The organism is Streptomyces sp. NPDC029296 (assembly GCF_055569255.1).
In genome coordinates, this window is sequence record NZ_JBVHXT010000026.1 from 78742 (window position 1) to 91079 (window position 12338).

General features: G+C 74.2%; 12 protein-coding genes and 1 pseudogene. 5 read left to right on the forward strand and 8 right to left on the reverse strand.

Going from position 1 to position 12338, the window contains the following annotated elements; translation table 11 throughout:
* Positions 1-208: pseudogene (locus ACZ4W9_RS23015) on the reverse strand (type I methionyl aminopeptidase); the annotation flags it as partial.
* Between the two features lie 58 nt (positions 209-266).
* On the opposite strand from ACZ4W9_RS23015, the gene ACZ4W9_RS23020 reads away from it, so the two are divergent.
* The gene (locus ACZ4W9_RS23020; protein ID WP_467938706.1) at positions 267-500 is read left to right on the forward strand and encodes a hypothetical protein; all 234 of its coding nucleotides are present in this window, start codon (positions 267-269) and stop codon (positions 498-500) included.
* A gap of 14 nt (positions 501-514) precedes the next feature.
* Here the strand turns inward: ACZ4W9_RS23020 and ACZ4W9_RS23025 are convergent, their stop codons facing one another.
* Positions 515-1114 (reverse strand): hypothetical protein, encoded by a 600-nt coding sequence (locus ACZ4W9_RS23025; RefSeq protein ID WP_467938708.1) that lies wholly within the window; start codon positions 1112-1114, stop codon positions 515-517.
* Between the two features lie 125 nt (positions 1115-1239).
* Here ACZ4W9_RS23025 and ACZ4W9_RS23030 point away from each other — a divergent pair, with 125 nt between their 5' ends.
* The 3 genes from ACZ4W9_RS23030 to ACZ4W9_RS23040 are packed head-to-tail and all read left to right on the forward strand — an operon-like array spanning position 1240 to position 3323.
* Entirely contained in the window at positions 1240-2316 is a 1077-nt protein-coding gene (locus ACZ4W9_RS23030) for a sialidase family protein (protein ID WP_467938710.1), read from the forward strand.
* A gap of 37 nt (positions 2317-2353) precedes the next feature.
* Entirely contained in the window at positions 2354-3058 is a 705-nt protein-coding gene (gene npdG, locus ACZ4W9_RS23035; RefSeq protein ID WP_467938712.1) for an NADPH-dependent F420 reductase, read from the forward strand.
* 13 nt (positions 3059-3071) lie between these two features.
* Positions 3072-3323, forward strand: a complete 252-nt coding sequence (locus ACZ4W9_RS23040; protein ID WP_467938714.1) for a hypothetical protein — start codon at positions 3072-3074, stop codon at positions 3321-3323.
* On the opposite strand, the gene ACZ4W9_RS23045 is transcribed toward ACZ4W9_RS23040, so the two are convergent.
* Positions 3313-4113, reverse strand: coding sequence for a site-2 protease family protein (locus tag ACZ4W9_RS23045; RefSeq protein ID WP_467938716.1), 801 nt, complete (start codon positions 4111-4113; stop codon positions 3313-3315). The two genes, ACZ4W9_RS23040 and ACZ4W9_RS23045, sit on opposite strands and share 11 nt — an antisense overlap.
* A 308-nt stretch (positions 4114-4421) precedes the next feature.
* On the opposite strand from ACZ4W9_RS23045, the gene ACZ4W9_RS23050 reads away from it, so the two are divergent.
* Positions 4422-7667 carry an AfsR/SARP family transcriptional regulator gene (locus ACZ4W9_RS23050; RefSeq protein WP_467938718.1) on the forward strand — a complete coding sequence of 1082 codons (3246 nt, stop codon included), beginning with the start codon at positions 4422-4424 and terminating at the stop codon, positions 7665-7667.
* Positions 7668-7680: 13 nt separating this feature from the next.
* Here the strand turns inward: ACZ4W9_RS23050 and ACZ4W9_RS23055 are convergent, their stop codons facing one another.
* The 5 genes from ACZ4W9_RS23055 to ACZ4W9_RS23075 all read right to left on the reverse strand — a co-directional run bounded on the left by ACZ4W9_RS23055 (position 7681) and on the right by ACZ4W9_RS23075 (position 12280).
* A complete protein-coding gene (locus ACZ4W9_RS23055) occupies positions 7681-8502 on the reverse strand; it encodes an ABC transporter permease (protein WP_467938720.1) in 822 nt (273 codons plus the stop codon).
* Positions 8499-9518 (reverse strand): ATP-binding cassette domain-containing protein, encoded by a 1020-nt coding sequence (locus ACZ4W9_RS23060; protein WP_467938722.1) that lies wholly within the window; start codon positions 9516-9518, stop codon positions 8499-8501. Before ACZ4W9_RS23060 ends, ACZ4W9_RS23055 begins: the two co-directional genes overlap by 4 nt.
* Before the next feature lie 87 nt (positions 9519-9605).
* Entirely contained in the window at positions 9606-10292 is a 687-nt protein-coding gene (locus tag ACZ4W9_RS23065) for a hypothetical protein (RefSeq protein ID WP_467938724.1), read from the reverse strand.
* Between the two features lie 34 nt (positions 10293-10326).
* On the reverse strand, positions 10327-10707 hold the full coding sequence (locus ACZ4W9_RS23070; RefSeq protein WP_467938726.1) for a hypothetical protein: 381 nt from the start codon (positions 10705-10707) through the stop codon (positions 10327-10329).
* A 37-nt stretch (positions 10708-10744) separates the two neighbouring features.
* Positions 10745-12280, reverse strand: a complete 1536-nt coding sequence (locus ACZ4W9_RS23075; protein WP_467938727.1) for a zinc ribbon domain-containing protein — start codon at positions 12278-12280, stop codon at positions 10745-10747.
* Between the last annotated feature and the right edge of the window lie 58 nt (positions 12281-12338).

The window sequence follows — 12338 nt, forward strand, 5'->3', positions numbered from 1 at the left end:
GTACGAGGGCCTCTTCTGCCGCCTCCCTCCCCCAGGCGGTGGTGCGCCCGGCGGCCCGCCCCCCCTCGACGGTCTCGGGGGTCTGCACCTCCGGCCCGGTGTACGGCGCCGGCGCGGGCTTGCCGACGTACTCGGGGCGGCGGATGTTTCCGGGAACCGAACGGGTGGGGGACAGCTCCCCTGGTACGAGCAGCGACTGGCCAGACATGCCAGCGAGTCTAACCAGCGGGCATGGGGGAACATGTCGGTGGCGAGAGGAGCTGCCCATGGCCCTGTTCAAGAAGCGCACCGCCGGAAAGCCGGGCGAGTGGTACTACTGCCTGGAGCACCAGAAGGTCGAAGAGGGTCCCGACTGCCCCGGCAAGGACCGCTTCGGGCCCTACGCCTCCCCCGAGGAGGCCCGGCACGCGATGGAGACCGCCGCCGAGCGCAACCTCCGGTGGGAGAACGACCCGCGCTGGCACGACGCGTCCGCGGGCGGGAAGACCGAGGAGGGCTGAGCGGCCCGCGCCGGTCACCAGGGAGGCGGCGGCGGAGCCGTCAGGGCCTCCGTGAGGCGGGACAGGCGGTCGCGGAAACCCCGGCGGGACCGCGAAGGACCCGCGTTCTCGCCGGCCGCCGCGCTCACCAGGTGCTGCACGCTGTCCAGGTCCAGCTCCGCCCCCCGGGGCACGGCCAGCGTGTCGTGGGCCATCGCGGCCAGCCCGCCGCCGCCCGCGCCGCCCAGCGCCAGCACCGTCACCCCGGCCCGCCGGGCGTCGTGCACCCGCTCCAGCAGCGAGGCGGGCTCCTCGGGCGCCACCACCAGCAGGGTCTCCCCGCGCCGCGCCGCCGTGATCCGGCCCGGCCCGACCGCCAGGTGCGCCGGATCCAAGGGGTGCGCGTGATGCCGTACCAGCGTCGGTGCCAGCTCCGGCGTGCCCGACCAGGCGGCCTCGTCCACCAGATGCGCCGCCAGGTGCCACGGCTCGTACTCCGGGGTGCCCACCAGCAGCAGCCCGCCCCCGTGCGCCACCACCGACCCGCGCAGCACCCCCGCGAACCTCCGGGTGGCCCCCAGCCACTCCGTCCCGGCGAGCACTTCCCGCAGCAACGCGACCCGTACGGCGTCCATGGGCCCGCATCCTGCCGCAACCGGTCACTCGTGACCCGGAGTTCACCGCGAATTCGCCCGACCCGGGGAGGGGCGCCCCAGACGCGCCCCGTGCGCGCCCCCGTCCGCGACCGAGGAGCCGCCCGATGACCGATGTGACCGTCCCCTTCCGCGCGGGCCGCGAGGGCTACGCGAGCTTCCGCATACCCGCCGTCGTCGCCACCCGGGCCGGCACCCTGCTCGCCTTCTGCGAGGGCCGGGTCGCCTCCGCCGCCGACCACGGGCACATCGACATCGTGCTCAAGCGGTCCACGGACGGCGGCCGGACCTGGGGCCCGCTCCAGGTCGCCGCGAGCAACGGCACCGGCCTCGCCGGCAACCCCGCCCCCGTCGTCCTCGACACCGGCCGGGTGCTGCTCGTCCACGTCCGCGCCGCCGCCTCCGCGACCGAGGCCGCCATCCTGCGCGGACAGGTCCCGGAAGCCGACGGGCGGCGGGTGTGGGTCCGGCACAGCGACGACGACGGAGTGACCTGGTCCGCGCCCAGGGAGATCACCGGGCAGGTGAAGAAGCCGGGCTGGCGCTGGTATGCCACCACCCCCGGCCACGCCCTCCAGCTGACCTCGGGCCGCGTCCTCGTCCCGGCCAACCACACCCTGCCGCCCACCGGCACCGACACCGGCGCCGAGGCCAAGTACAACAGTGGGCACTGCCTGCTCAGCGACGACCACGGCGAGAGCTGGTACCTCGGCTACCTGGACGAGAACACCGACGGCTACGTCAACGTCAACGAGACCACCGCCGCCGAACTGCCCGACGGCCGCGTCTACCTCAACACCCGCAACGACTCGCCGTCCCCCGGCAACCGCGCCGACGCCCACTCCCCGGACGGCGGGAAGACGCTCCGCAAGCCCTTCCGCCCGCAGGCCGGACTGACCGCGCCCGTCTGCGAGGCCGCCGTCCTCCAGCTCCGCGATCCCGACCTGCTGCTGTTCTCCGCCCCCGCCGACCCGGGCGGCGCCCGCGCCCTGATGACGATCCGCGTCTCCCGCGACGGAGGCACCACCTGGCGCCCGGCGTTCACCGTGGACGGACTGCCCGCCGCCTACTCCGACCTGGTCCGCGTCGACCCGCGCACGGTCGGGCTGCTGTACGAGACGGGCGACTTCGGCGCCTACGAGACGATCACCTTCCGCCGGGTGCCGGTACGGCGGCTGACCTGAACCGGTGCCCCGGCCGGCCCGGACGTAGAGTCGGGCCATGACCTCTACCGACAGCGCACAGAAGGCCCCCGTCAAGGACCCCTGGGACCTGCCCGACGTCTCCGGGTACACCGTCGGTGTGCTCGGCGGCACCGGACCGCAGGGCAAGGGCCTCGCCTACCGGCTCGCCCGGGCCGGCCAGAAGGTGATCATCGGTTCCCGCTCCGCCGACCGCGCCGGGTCCGCCGCCGCCGAACTCGGCCACGGCATCGAGGGCGCCGACAACGCCGAGGCCGCGCGCCGCAGCGACATCGTGATCGTCGCCGTGCCGTGGGACGGCCACGGCGACACCCTGAAGGCGCTGCGCGCGGAACTGGCCGGCAAGCTCGTCGTGGACTGCGTCAACCCGCTCGGCTTCGACAAGAAGGGCGCCTACGCCCTCAAGCCCGAGGAGGGCAGCGCCGCCGAACAGGCCGCCGCCCTGCTGCCCGACTCGCGGGTCACCGCCGCCTTCCACCACCTGTCGGCCGTGCTGCTCCAGGACCCGGGGACCGAGAGCATCGACACCGATGTCATGGTGCTCGGCGAGGACCGCGCCGACGTGGAGATCGTGCAGGCGCTGGCCGGCCGCATCCCCGGCATGCGCGGCGTCTTCGCGGGCCGGCTGAGGAACGCGCACCAGGTGGAGTCGCTGGTCGCCAATCTGATCTCCGTCAACCGCCGGTACAAGGCGCACGCCGGGCTCCGCGTGACCGACGTGTGAGCGGCCGGGGGCCATGGGGGACACTGGTCGGCGAAGCAGTTCCGAGCAGTGTCCCCGACAGGAGCCCCCCGTCATGCCCCGCATCGCCCTCTACGCCCTCGTGGTCTGCGTCCTCGCCGTGGCCGCGGCCGTCGTCTCCTTCGTCCAGGGGAACTGGCTGGGGATCGTCTGGGTGCTGCTGGCGGGCCTGTCGTCCAACATGAGCTGGTACTACGTCAGGCGCGCCCGGACCGCCTCCGCCCGCGACGCCTCCGTCACGGGTTGAACGAGCAGATCGCCGGGCTGTCCTCCCAGAAGCGGTACTGGGCGTCGCCGCAGTACTGCGAGAAGGTGTCCACGTCCAGCGTGCGCATGATCGCGTCGACCACGTCGAAGAACGCCTCGTTGACCGACGGCAGCCACAGCACCGCGAACACGAACAGCAGCCCGAACGGGGCGAACGGCTCCACCTGCCGCCGCACCTTGTACGACAGCCACGGCTCGATCACGCCGTAGCCGTCCAGGCCCGGCACCGGCAGGAAGTTCAGGATCGCCGCCGTCACCTGGAGCAGCGCCAGGAACGCCAGCGCGAACCGGAAGTCCGCGGGCACGCCGTCCAGGGCGTCCAGCCAGAACGGCGCCGTGCACACCGCGGCGAACAGCACGTTCGTCAGCGGGCCCGCCGCCGAGATCAGGCTGTGCCGCCAGCGGCCCCGGATCCGGCCGCGCTCGATGAACACCGCGCCGCCGGGCAGACCGATCCCGCCCATGATCACGAACACCACCGGGAGCACGATGCTCAGCAGCGCGTGCGTGTACTTCAGCGGGTTCAGCGTGAGGTAGCCCTTCGCGCCGACCGTGATGTCCCCGCTGTGCAGGGCGGTACGCGCGTGCGCGTACTCGTGCAGGCACAGGGAGACGATCCAGGCCGCGGTCACGAACAGGAACACCGCGACACCCGGCTGCTCGGCGAACCCGGTCCAGGTGGCCCAGCCGGTCACCGCCGTCACGGCCAGGATGCCGACGAACACGGGACTGACCTGCCGGTCGCCGGGGCGGGTGGTGGCGGTGGTCATGCATCGGCTCCTGGGGTGACGAGGGACACGAGAGGGGACTCCCGGAAGATCCGAGAGCATACGGGGAAAACGTCTCGCGGTCGCCGCCGGGTTCCTGGAAGGTGGGGGTGCGTACGCCGAGCCGTTGGGCGTGCGGACGGCTTCGCCGGGCTTGCCTGGTGGGTGGGTGGGTGCCGAGCCGGTGGTCGTCCCGCGCCCCGCCGGGCTCGCCCGGTGGGTGGGGGCGCCGAGTCCGCGGCCGTCCCCGGCGTCCCCCCATCCGCCCGCGCCTCCACCGGCGGTCACCGCCCGCATCCCCTACGGAGACAATGGACCCCGTGCGATATCGGCTGCTCGGCACCACCCAGGCGATCCGTCCCGACGGCACGGCCGTCCCGGTCGGCGGGGCGCGGCTGCGTGCCCTGCTCAGCGTGCTCGCCCTGCGGGCCGGCCGGACCGTGCCCGCGGCCGTGCTCGTGGACGAGGTGTGGGGCGCCGACCCGCCCGCCGACGCCCCCGGCGCCCTCCAGGCACTCGTCGGCCGGCTCCGCCGCGTCCTCGGTGCCGGGGCCGTCGCCTCCGTCGACGGCGGCTACCGGCTCGCCGCCGCCCCCGACGACGTCGACCTCACCCGCTTCGACCGGCTCACCGGCGACGGCCTCGCCGCCCTCGCCGACGGCGACCCCGCCAAGGCCACCGCCGTCCTCGACGAGGCCCTCGCCCTGTGGCACGGGCCCGCCGTGCCGGACCTGCCCGACCGCACCGCCGAGGCGGCCCGCTGGGAGACCCGCCGGCTCGATGCCCGGCGTGCCCGGCACGCCGCCGCCCTCGCCCTCGGCCGCGCCGAGCAGGCGCTGCCCGAACTGACCGCGCTGTGCGACGACCACCCGCTGGACGAGCCGCTCCAGGCGCTGCGGCTGCGCGCCCTGCGCGACACCGGCCGCCCCGCCCGGGCCCTCGCCGCCTACGAGGACGTGCGCCGGCTGCTCGCCGACCGGCTCGGCTCCGACCCCGGGCCCGAGCTGCGCGCCCTGCACACCGAACTGCTGCGCGCCGAGGAACCGCCCGCCCCGGCCGCCGGCGGACCGGGCAACCTGCCCGCCCGGCTCACCTCCTTCGTCGGCCGCGAAGCCGACCTGAAGGCCATCGCCGCCGACCTCGCCGGGGCCCGCCTGGTCACCCTGCTCGGACCCGGCGGCGCCGGGAAGACCCGGCTGTCCCAGGAGGCCGCCGAGGCGGTACGGCACACCGTCCGGGACGGGGTGTGGCTCGCCGAGCTGGCCCCCGTGGACGACCCGGACGCCGTGCCCCAGGCCGTGCTGACCGGCATCGGCGCCCGGGACACCGTGCTGCACGGCGCCGGCGTGGACGGCATGCGCGCGGTCGCCGAGCGCCATGACGACCCCCTCGAACGGCTCGTCGAGCACTGCGCCCGGCGCCGGATGCTGCTCGTCCTCGACAACTGCGAGCACGTCGTGGACGCCGCCGCCCGGCTCACCGGGACCCTGCTGGCCCGCTGCCCGGAGCTGACCGTCCTCGCCACCAGCAGGGAACCCCTCGGCGTGCCCGGCGAGCTGGTACGGCCCGTGGAACCGCTGCCCGAGCCCGTCGCGCTGCGGCTGCTCGCCGAGCGCGGCGCGGCGGCCCGCCCCGGCTTCCGGGTGGACGACGACCCCGAGGCGTGCGCCGAGATCTGCCGCCGCCTGGACGGACTCCCGCTCGCCATCGAGCTGGCCGCGGCCCGGCTGCGCATGCTGACCCCCCGCCAGATAGCCGACCGGCTGGACGACCGGTTCCGGCTGCTCACCTCCGGCAGCCGCACCGTGCTGCCCCGCCAGCAGACCCTCAGGGCCGTCGTGGACTGGTCCTGGGACCTGCTGGACACCGGCGAACGGGACGTCCTCGCCCGGCTGTCGGTCTTCGCCGGCGGCTGCGACCTGGCCGCCGCCGAGGCCGTGTGCGGCCCGGCCGCGCTGGACGCCCTCGGCTCCCTGGTCGACAAGTCCCTGGTGGTGGCCGCCCCCGCGGGCGGCGGCATGCGCTACCGGCTGCTGGAGACCGTCGCCGAGTACGCCGCCGAACGGCTCGCCGAGACCGGGCGGCGCACCGAGACCGAGCGCGCCCACCTGACGTACTACCGCGAACTCGCCCGCACCACGGACCCGTTGCTGCGCGGACCCGAGCAGCGCGCCGCCATCGGCCGGTTCCAGCTGGAGTACGAGAACCTGCGCACCGCCCTCAGACACGCCGTCGCCCTCGACGACGAGCAGGAGGGGCTGTGCCTGGTCCACTCCCTGCTGTGGTTCTGGCAGATGCGCGACCAGCGCGTGGAGACCCGCTTCTGGTGCCGGGAGGTCATGGCGCTCGGCCCGGACCCGTTCGCCGAACCGGTCCGCCGGGCCGCCCCGGTGTGGCAGCGCTGCACCGACACCCCGCCGCCCTATACCGGCGAGGCCCTCGTCGAGGCCCGGCGCGGGGTCCACCTGGCCCATCTGGCCTGCATGGACACCGAGATCGACGCCTGGCAGACCCCCGCGGCACAGGCCAAGCTGCGCACGGTCGCCCAGGTCTACGAACCCGGACTGCCGCAGACCTGCCGGGTGCCGGGCCTGCTGTGGTTCTTCGCGGTGCTGCTGACCGGCGGCGCCGACCGGCTGCACACCATCGTGGACGCCTGCGTGCGGACCTGCCGCACGACCCCGGGCTTCGAATGGGAACTGGCCGGCGTGCTGCACCTGCGCGCCAACTTCCTGTCCAACCGGGCCGCCTGGACGGGCGACGCCACCCGGGACGCCGACGAGTCGCTGGAGATCTTCCGCCGCCTCGGCGACGCCTGGGGCGCCACCGAGGCCCTGGCCGCCCGCGGCGAGGCCAACGAGCGCAAGGCCGCCTTCGACCGGGCGGCGGCCGACTACCGGGCCGCCATCGAACACGCCGAACTCCTCGGCGCCCGCGCCCAGAAGGCCGTGCTGCGCGCCCGGCTCGGCGGCGTCCTGCTGGAGTCGGGCGACAGCGGGCACGGCGAGCGGATGCTCCGGGACGTCGTCGCCGGCCAGGACGGCGGCCTGAACGAGGCGACGACGATGGCCCGGCTGCACCTGGCCTCCTGGCTCGCCCTGACCGACCGCACCGCCGAGGCGCGCGAGCAGCTACGGGTGCTGCGCGAGGAGCTGCCCGTCGCGCGCTTCGTCATCTTCGACTCCCTGCTGACGTGCCAGGAAGCCCTGGTGGACGCCCTGGACCGGCGGACGGAGCCGGCCCTCGCCGGGGCCCGCAAGGCGCTGCGGCTCAGCGCCGAACCGCTGTCCCAGGCCCTCACCCCGCATCTGCACTCCGTCTGCCTCACCGCCGCCGCGATGGCCCTCGCCGACGGCGGCCGGGCCCTCGACGCCGCCCGCTGCCTCGGTGCCGCCCGGGCGCTGCTGCCGGCCGGCCATGTGGTGGCCGGCGTGGAGCTGCGGATCCGCGACCTGGCCGGGGCCCGGATCCGGGCCCGGCTGGACGAGCGGTCGTACGAGGCCGCGTACGCCGAGGGCGGTGGCCTCTCCCTCGCGGAGGCCACCGCCCTGGTCTGACCGGCGCGGCAGGTCAGCTCTTCGTGCGGAACTTGTGGATCGCCACCGGGGCCATCACCACGGTCAGCCCGACCGACCAGAGGACCGTCACCCACAGGGCGTGCGCGACCGGGCCGCCCTCCATCAGGCCGCGCGCGCAGTCGGCCAGCGCGGAGAGCGGGTTGTAGTCGGTGAACGCCTGGAGCCAGCCCGGCATCGACCGGGTCGGCGCGAAGATCGAGGAGCCGAACTGGAGCGGCATCAGCACCAGGAAGCCCATCGCCTGCACCGACTGGGCGTTCTTCATGATCACGCCGAGGGTCAGGAACACCCACATCAGCGCCGAGCCGAACAGCGCGGACAGCGCCACGGAGCCCAGCAGGCCGCTCCAGCTGCCGACGTCGTAGCCCACGAGCAGGGCGACCACCAGCAGCACCGCCGTCGCGAACAGCATCCGCAGCAGCTCCACCGCGATCTTCGCGAAGAGCACCGAGCCGCGCCCGATGGGCAGCGAGCGGAAGCGGTCCATCACACCGGAGTTGAAGTCCTGGTTGAAACCGGTACCGACGCCCTGGGCCATGTTCATGCCCATCATGGCGAGCAGTCCGGGCACCACGTACTGGACGTACTGGTCCTGGCCGCCGCCCAGCGACTGGCCGATGGAGCCGCCGAAGACGTACACGAACAGCAGGGTGAAGACCACCGGGAACAGGATGGCGTCGAACATCGACTCCGGGTCCTGGCGGATCCACAGCAGATTGCGGCGGATCAGCGCGCCGGTGTGCCGCAGGTGGGCCCGCAGCGGGATCGGCGTGTCGGCCTTCGCGGCGGCCGGGGACAGGGTGGCGGTGCTCATACGGCGACCTCCTGGCGGGCGGGCGCGGCGTCCTGCGGGGCACCGGCACGGTGGCCGGTGAGGGACAGGAACACCTCGTCCAGGCTGGGCAGTTCGGTGGTGATGGAGGACAGGGTGATGCCGCGCGCGGTGACCGCGCCGACCACGGCGGTCAGCTGCTCGTCGCTCAGGATCGGCACCAGCAGCGCCCCGGTCTCGGCGTCCACGGTGGTGGACGCCAGCCCGGTGATGCCCAGCTCGTCCAGCATGCCGGCGAGCGGGCGCAGCTGGAGCGGGTCGACCGGCCGCACCCGCAGGGTGCGCCCGCCGACGCGGGCCTTCAGCTCCTCGATGCCGCCCTTGGCGATGACCCGGCCCCGGTCCACCACGGTCAGCTCGGAGGCGAGCTGCTCGGCCTCCTCCATGTACTGGGTGGTCAGCAGCACGGTGACGCCGTCGCCGACCATCGCCTTGACCTCGTCCCACACCTCGTTGCGGGTGCGCGGGTCGAGACCGGTGGTCGGCTCGTCCAGGTACAGCACGGCCGGCCGGCCGATCATCGAGGCGGCCAGGTCCAGCCGGCGCCGCATGCCGCCGGAGTAGGTGCCGGCCGGGCGCCGGGCGGCCTCCGTCAGAGAGAACCGCTCCAGCAGCTCGTCGGCGCGGGCCCGGGCCTCCTTGCGCGACAGGTCCAGCAGCCGCCCGATCAGGTACAGGTTCTCCCAGCCCGGGAGCTTCTCGTCCACCGACGCGTACTGGCCGGTGAGACCGATGACCCGGCGCAGCTGCCGGGGCTGGCGTACGACGTCGTAGCCGGCCACGGTGGCCTGCCCGGAGTCCGGGGTGATCAGGGTGGACAGGATGCGCACGAGGGTGGTCTTGCCGGCGCCGTTCGGCCCGAGCACACCCATCACGGTGCCCTCGCGCACGTCCAGGTCGACCCCGTCCAGCGCCTTGGTCTCGCCGTAGTGCTTGACCAGCCCCCGTACGGTCACGGCGGCACGTCCGCCGGCGGGGTTGTCGTCGATGCGTGTCATGGGGACGACAGTGCCAGGCCCCACCGACAAACCGCCGACAGAGCGCCGACAACGGCTGCCGGCGCCTGTCGGCGCGCGGGCGGGGCGCTACGACACCTGCCGGATGTCGGCGCCGACGAGCCTGCCGCCAGCCACGGTGTAGGTGCCCCGGAACACCCGCACGCTGCCGTCGGTCTGGGTCGCCCGGATCTCCGCGGCGACCTCCCCGCCGCCGTTGTCGGTGGCGGTGACGTCGATGCGCGAGGTGGAGGAGAAGCCCGCCACCCAGTCCTGGTAGGAGCCGCCGAAGAGCCGGTCGCCGCCCAGGGACCAGGCCGCGGAGAAGTTCCCCGCGTTCAGGTAGCCGTAGTAGGCGGTGACGACCGTGCTCGCGTCGGCTGCCCCGTCCGAGGGCTCGGGAGCCGGGGTGTCCTGGCCGTCGTCGTATCCGCCGTCGTCGCCGGACGCGTAGTCGCCGGGCGTGGTGTACCCGCCGTAGGCGGAGGACGCGGTGGCGCTCCAGCCGTCGTGGCTCCCGGGCGACACCGAGACGGCGGGCAAGCCGTCCGCCGACGCGCTGCCGGGACGGTTCGCGACCGCCACCCCGAGCGTCACCCCGCCGGTCACCAGCACCGCCAGCAGGGCCCACGGCAGCCACACCGGCAGCCGGGTGGAGCCGACGCGCACGTACCCGCTCCCGGGCGGCCGCCCGGCGGCGAGCGGTGCCCCGCAGCCGGGGCAGTCCGGCCGCGCGGCGTCCTCCACGCGCGTGCCGCAATGCACACAGAAGTCCATGGCCCCCCGCTTCCCGTCTCCAGGCCCTGTGCGGCTACAGGCCGCGGACGGCTTCCTCGATGGCCACCGCCAGCGAGGCCAGCGCGGTGAACCCGGGCACGGCCTCCACCAGTGCCTTCGCGACCCGGCGCAGCTTTCCCGTACGGGGCTCCGGCCCGGCCAGCTCCTCGCGCGCGTCCTCGGCGAACTCCGCCAGGTCCTCCCGCTCCGGGTGGTCCGAGCGGCGCAGCTCCTCGATGAACCGGGCCAGCAGGTCGCTGATCTCCTGCGGGGTCGGCGGACGGTCCCCGGCCTGCTCCGCCGCCTCCCGGGCGACCCGGAAGTCGACGCGCGCGTTGCTGCCGCTCGCCACCACCGTGTTCCTGACCTGCGCGTTCCCCGTCGCGATGACGCCGTCGTTGGTACGTCCGTGCATGCCCGTCCCCGTTCGTCCGTTGCGTGTGCGGTGGCTGTCAGTCGGTGTTGGGCCGCGGGATCTTCTTCAGGATGGCCGAGATGCGGGACTTGTCGCCCGAGGCGACCGCGCTCGACTCGACCCTCGCCCCCGCGGTGGCGATGATGCCGTTGTTGATGATGGTCTCCTGACGCTTGATCAGGTCGCCCGCGTCGATGTCGTGGTCCACGGCGAACTCCACCAGCGCGTCCAGGATCCGCCGTTCGACGGTCTTGAGGACCATGCCGGAGTCGACCTTCTGGAAGTACCGCCGGTGGTCCGTGGCGGAGGCGAGCTGCCGCACGCTCGCGCGCGCCCCGTAGTCGAACATGCCGAGCCGGGTGATCTGCCGGTGCTGCTTCTTCAGCCGGCCGCGCATCCGGAAGTCCGGGAAGAAGCCCGTGACCGCGCGTCCCGGCGAGGCGATCATCACGAAGGGCGTGCTGGCGAGGGACTGGAGCGCCAGCGAGAGGAACTCGCGCGGCGAGGGGGCGGGCATGAGGGAGTCGATGGTGCGGTAGCGGTCCAGCAGCGGGCACAGCACGGTCGGCAGGGCCTCCACGAACAGGTTGGAGTCCGAGCGCACCAGCCGCAGGAACACCGAGGTCACCAGCTCCCCGCCCCAGCCCGAGGAGTGGGTGACCAGATAGGCGCGGGCGGTCTCCTCCGGGTCCCGTTTCAGTGCGTCCAGCCGGTCGGTGCCGATCTTCGCCACCGGCCGGCCGAGCGGGTCGGGCAGGAAGCGGGTGTCGCCCAGCAGCGCCGTGCCCTCCACGAAGACCCGCTCCTCCAGCTCCAGACAGGGCAGCGACAACTCGCCGATCCGCCGGGCGACATGGGCGTACAGATCGGTGACGTCGAAGTCGCGCGGCCGCACGCCCTCGCGCCCGGAGGCGGTCACGTCGAAGGTCAGCGACCAGGAGTCGAGTTCCTGGCCGTATCCGGTGAACGGCGAGAAGCCGCTGTAGACGGTGAGGTTGCCGCGCGCGTACTCGTCGATCCGGCGCAGCCGCCGGGCGACCGACTCGTTCGGCGGCGGCGGCGCCTGCGCCGGGTCGAACCGGTCGGGCCGCAGCCGCTGGAGACGCTCGCCGTAGTGCGTCGAGAGCGCCGACACCAGGGTCGTCACCCAGCCGGCCAGCAGCATGAGGAACACGACCGGGCCGCTGCCGGCCACCAGCCACCCGAGGACCAGCACCAGGAACTCGGCCGCCAGCAGCAGGTCCCTGGCGTGCCGGCGCGCGTTGGCCTCGTAGGCGTGGCGCAGCACCACGGGCACGTCGCAGCCGGGGGCCGGGGCCACGCCGAGATGCGGTTCGGCGGCGACGTCCCTGATGAGCGAGTCGGCGTAGTGCCGGTCCAGGAAGACGGCCGCGCACATGTACCGGGTCAGGTCCCGGCCGCCGGTCCAGCGGGGCACGGCGAGGCCGGGTGCCGGGCGGTCCGCCTCGGGGGCGTCGCCGACGGTCAGGGTGGCCCCGCACGCGCCGCAGAAGGCGGCCCCCGGCACGGTGGCGGTGGAGCAGTCGGAACAGACGGCCGGTGCCTGGCTCATTGTCTCTCCCCCGAGTGTGAGACGGCCCACACTGTCGAGTGCACCACTCGGCCGGGAA

Bases quoted from the DNA above. Each gene is read 5' to 3' on its own strand.
- ACZ4W9_RS23055 (WP_467938720.1), bottom strand. From the start codon at position 8,502: ATGAGCACCGCCACCCTGTCCCCGGCCGCCGCGAAGGCCGACACGCCG.
- ACZ4W9_RS23075 (WP_467938727.1), bottom strand. From the start codon at position 12,280: ATGAGCCAGGCACCGGCCGTCTGTTCCGACTGCTCCACCGCCACCGTG.
- ACZ4W9_RS23050 (WP_467938718.1), top strand. From the start codon at position 4,422: ATGGACCCCGTGCGATATCGGCTGCTCGGCACCACCCAGGCGATCCGT.
- ACZ4W9_RS23070 (WP_467938726.1), bottom strand. From the start codon at position 10,707: ATGCACGGACGTACCAACGACGGCGTCATCGCGACGGGGAACGCGCAG.
- ACZ4W9_RS23060 (WP_467938722.1), bottom strand. From the start codon at position 9,518: ATGACACGCATCGACGACAACCCCGCCGGCGGACGTGCCGCCGTGACC.
- npdG (WP_467938712.1), top strand. From the start codon at position 2,354: ATGACCTCTACCGACAGCGCACAGAAGGCCCCCGTCAAGGACCCCTGG.
- ACZ4W9_RS23025 (WP_467938708.1), bottom strand. From the start codon at position 1,114: ATGGACGCCGTACGGGTCGCGTTGCTGCGGGAAGTGCTCGCCGGGACG.
- ACZ4W9_RS23030 (WP_467938710.1), top strand. From the start codon at position 1,240: ATGACCGATGTGACCGTCCCCTTCCGCGCGGGCCGCGAGGGCTACGCG.
- ACZ4W9_RS23040 (WP_467938714.1), top strand. From the start codon at position 3,072: ATGGGGGACACTGGTCGGCGAAGCAGTTCCGAGCAGTGTCCCCGACAG.
- ACZ4W9_RS23045 (WP_467938716.1), bottom strand. From the start codon at position 4,113: ATGACCACCGCCACCACCCGCCCCGGCGACCGGCAGGTCAGTCCCGTG.
- ACZ4W9_RS23065 (WP_467938724.1), bottom strand. From the start codon at position 10,292: ATGGACTTCTGTGTGCATTGCGGCACGCGCGTGGAGGACGCCGCGCGG.
- ACZ4W9_RS23020 (WP_467938706.1), top strand. From the start codon at position 267: ATGGCCCTGTTCAAGAAGCGCACCGCCGGAAAGCCGGGCGAGTGGTAC.